Source organism: Belnapia moabensis DSM 16746, assembly GCF_000745835.1.
In the GTDB taxonomy this organism is placed as follows: domain Bacteria; phylum Pseudomonadota; class Alphaproteobacteria; order Acetobacterales; family Acetobacteraceae; genus Belnapia; species Belnapia moabensis.
The window spans coordinates 1-2,873 of sequence record NZ_JQKB01000220.1 but is presented as its reverse complement, the minus strand read 5'-3'; the positions used below and the strand labels follow the sequence as shown (position 1 = coordinate 2,873).

The 2,873-nt window shown below is 66.7% G+C and carries 2 protein-coding genes and 2 pseudogenes; 2 read left to right on the top strand and 2 right to left on the bottom strand.

Features of this window, described 5'->3' with window-relative positions:
* Positions 1 to 159, top strand: a 159-nt coding sequence (locus EP26_RS30340) for a cold-shock protein (RefSeq protein WP_043345118.1), incomplete at its 5' end; no start/stop codon positions are given.
* 293 nt (positions 160 to 452) lie between these two features.
* On the opposite strand, the pseudogene EP26_RS30335 reads toward EP26_RS30340, so the two are convergent.
* Positions 453 to 1,078 (bottom strand): annotated as a pseudogene (locus EP26_RS30335) (UDP-3-O-(3-hydroxymyristoyl)glucosamine N-acyltransferase); the annotation flags it as partial.
* Positions 1,079 to 1,114: 36 nt separating this feature from the next.
* A pseudogene (locus EP26_RS39070) lies at positions 1,115 to 1,246 on the bottom strand (hypothetical protein); the annotation flags it as partial.
* Between the two features lie 385 nt (positions 1,247 to 1,631).
* Here EP26_RS39070 and EP26_RS30330 point away from each other — a divergent pair.
* Positions 1,632 to 2,873 (top strand): cache domain-containing protein (locus EP26_RS30330; protein ID WP_157033971.1); only part of this gene is annotated, 1,242 nt, incomplete at its 3' end.

Sequence of the window (2,873 nt, the reverse complement as noted above, 5' to 3'; positions counted from 1 at the left end):
GGCTTCATTCAGCCTGACGACGGCGGCAAGGACGTGTTCGTGCATATCACCGCCGTGCAGGCCGCGGGATTGCAGGGCCTCAATGATGGCCAAAAGGTCAGCTACGAGGTTGTTCGGGAGCGCGGGAAAGAAGCGGCAGCCAACCTGAAGCTCGCCTGAGGCGGCGACACCGCGACTGTTCACCCATACTTCCGTACCGATGGTAGTACGCTAGAATGTAGCATGGTGCGGTGCCAGCCGCCGCTCGGCAGCGTTTGACGCAAGCCGACCAGCCTGAGGAAGCGACGCCAAACCCTTCCGAGGTCTAGCCCTCAACTCAGCCCTGGAGCCGTTCCCGCACCCGGATCACGCTGCGTCTGAGCAGCCTCCGGTGGCTATCTCAGAGGTGGAATGACGGTTGGCCAGACGGCTCAATCGGGCCGCACGGAATGGGTCCTTGCGGCGAAGCCTTGTCACCTTTGCGGGCGCGCCATTCGCTTCAGGGCCGCGATCTGCCGGAAGACCTCGCGCCGCGGCTGGGCGGGGCTGCCGACCACAGTAGCGCCTGCGGGCACGTCCGACATCACGCCTGCTTGCGCTCCGATCCGCGCTCCTTGGCCATTCCTCAGGTGTCCAGCCACACCCGCCTGTCCGCCAATTTGCACGAAGTCGCCGAGCACCGCCGAGCCCGCGATGCCGACCTGCGCCACGACGACGCAGCACCGGCCGAGTTGGACATTGTGCCCGATCTGCACAAGGTTATCGGGGCACGACCCGGCACCGATCACAGTGTCGCCGGTCGAGCCCCGGTCGATGGTGGTGTTGGCGCCGACCTCCACATCGTCCCCGAGGACCACGCGCCCGAGGTGTGGGACCGAGAGAAAGCCGGAGCCAGTAGAAGCAAAGCCGAACCACTCCTGCCCAATGCACGCACCTGGGTAGACGTAGACCCGAGCGCCCAGCATGGCGTGGCTCAGGCTGCATGCGCGCCAATCCGGCAGTCCGGGCCGAGCACCACGCCCTCGCCGATCGCGGCTTCGGGTCCGATGCGGCAGCGGGCGCCGACCTCCACCCCGGCTTCGACCACCACCTCGGCGCCGTAGGCCGGGACCCAGAGGGTGAGCATGTCAAGCCAGTGCCCAGCGTCACAGAGCAGAATAGAAGCGGCGAACAGCCAGAACATCGGCCGAAACACGAGGTCGCGGCGGCGGCGCGCAAAGGTAGCTAGCGTCAAGGGAATGGAGAAATAGGCGAGGCTGATCGCCACGTCGGCGACCGCATGGGTCCAGATCAGCCAAGGCCCCCAAGTCAGGCAGAAGCCGTGTGGCGTCAGGCTGGAGGGACTGAACAGCTAACGGATGAGGTCGAAGATCAAGTGGCTTCCATCCTGACACACCGGACATCCCGTAACGAAAGCGGACGGGACAGCCGGGCGTGGCACGTCACCGACGACTGTAACAGAATCCATAGAATCAAGCGAGCAACACATTGGTGCGCTTGGAGGGGAAATATAGTTCTATTACAAGTAGAAAATGGCAAAGATCGCTTGTGTGTAACTAAGTTTTTGGCTGAACGGTTTCCTTGCAATTCTACCATGAGACGCATGAAATGGCCGCGTTTTCGTTCTTCTTTCGTGTAGGTCGGCGAGCCTGATGAACAGTGGCGGCTGTGTGGATAAACGGCCCGGCTCGGCCAAAGCCGCAGCGCAAGCGGTCGGCCGCGACCCGGACCTCCGGCCGGAGCAGGCCGCGAGGGCGGCTCGGGCGGATAATGCGGCCCCGCCGTGGCAAGGCTGCGGTGAGGTGGTGCCAGCGGCGGGGCGCAGCCTGCGGACCTACCTCGTGGCCCTGGTTCTCGCTGTCTTGCTCCCCTCACTGGCGCTCGGCGCCGCCACCGCGTGGCACATGGCCGGGAACTATCGTGCTGCCTTCGAGGAACGCCTGTCCGACACCGCCCAGGCCCTCGCGCTCGCAGTCGGCCGCGAAGTCCAGGCGCACGTCGCGGCCCTGAATGCCCTCGCTGCCTCGCCGCATCTCGATGGAGACGATCTAGCGGGGTTCTACCCGCATGCCCGGGGCGCCGCGGAGGCGATCAGCACCCCCATTGTGGTCACCGGGGCCGACCTCCGCCAACGGCTGCACACCGAGCGGCCGTTCGGCTCCCCGCTGCCGATGACCAACGCCGCCGAGGCGGTCCGCAGCGCACTGGCAACTCAGCAACCAACAATCAGCAATCTGCTCATCGGGGCGGTCCTGCGGGAGCCCATCATCGTCGTGGCGGTCCCGATCCTGCGCGGCGTCCACGCCAATGCGGTGCTGACCGCGCCACTCCTCCCCGCCCGCCTGACGGGGCTGCTCGCCTCACAAGGCTTGTCCGGCGGCGGCTTTGCCACCGTCATGGACAGCCGCGGCGTGATCGTGGCGCGCTCGCTGGAGGTGGGCGAGTTCATCGGGCGCCCAGCACCGACGTGGGTCACCGAAGGAATGATCGGGCGCGAGACAGGTGTGCTCCAGGGCCGCACTCTGATGGGTGAGGACGTAATCGTCGCCTTCCGCCAACTCGCCAATCCGCCCGGCTGGACGGTGGTCGTCGGCGAGTCGCTGGCGGCCTATGAGGCAAGCTGGCGAGGCCCCCTCCTGGCCCTCGGAATCGGGGGCGCGGCCACGTTCCTCATCGCCCTCGCCGCGGCGGCGTGGCTGGGGCGACGTATCCTGCGGCCCGTGCGCACATTGGCGCGGCAAGCCGAGGCGGTGGCCGCCAGCAGCGGGGAGGCTCCAGCCCCGGACAGCATACCGGTTGATGTGGCGGAGTTTGAGGCCCTGCGGCTATCCATGCGCCGGGCTGACGCGGCGCTGCGGGAGAGAGAGGTACGGCTGCGGGCCATTGTGGACACC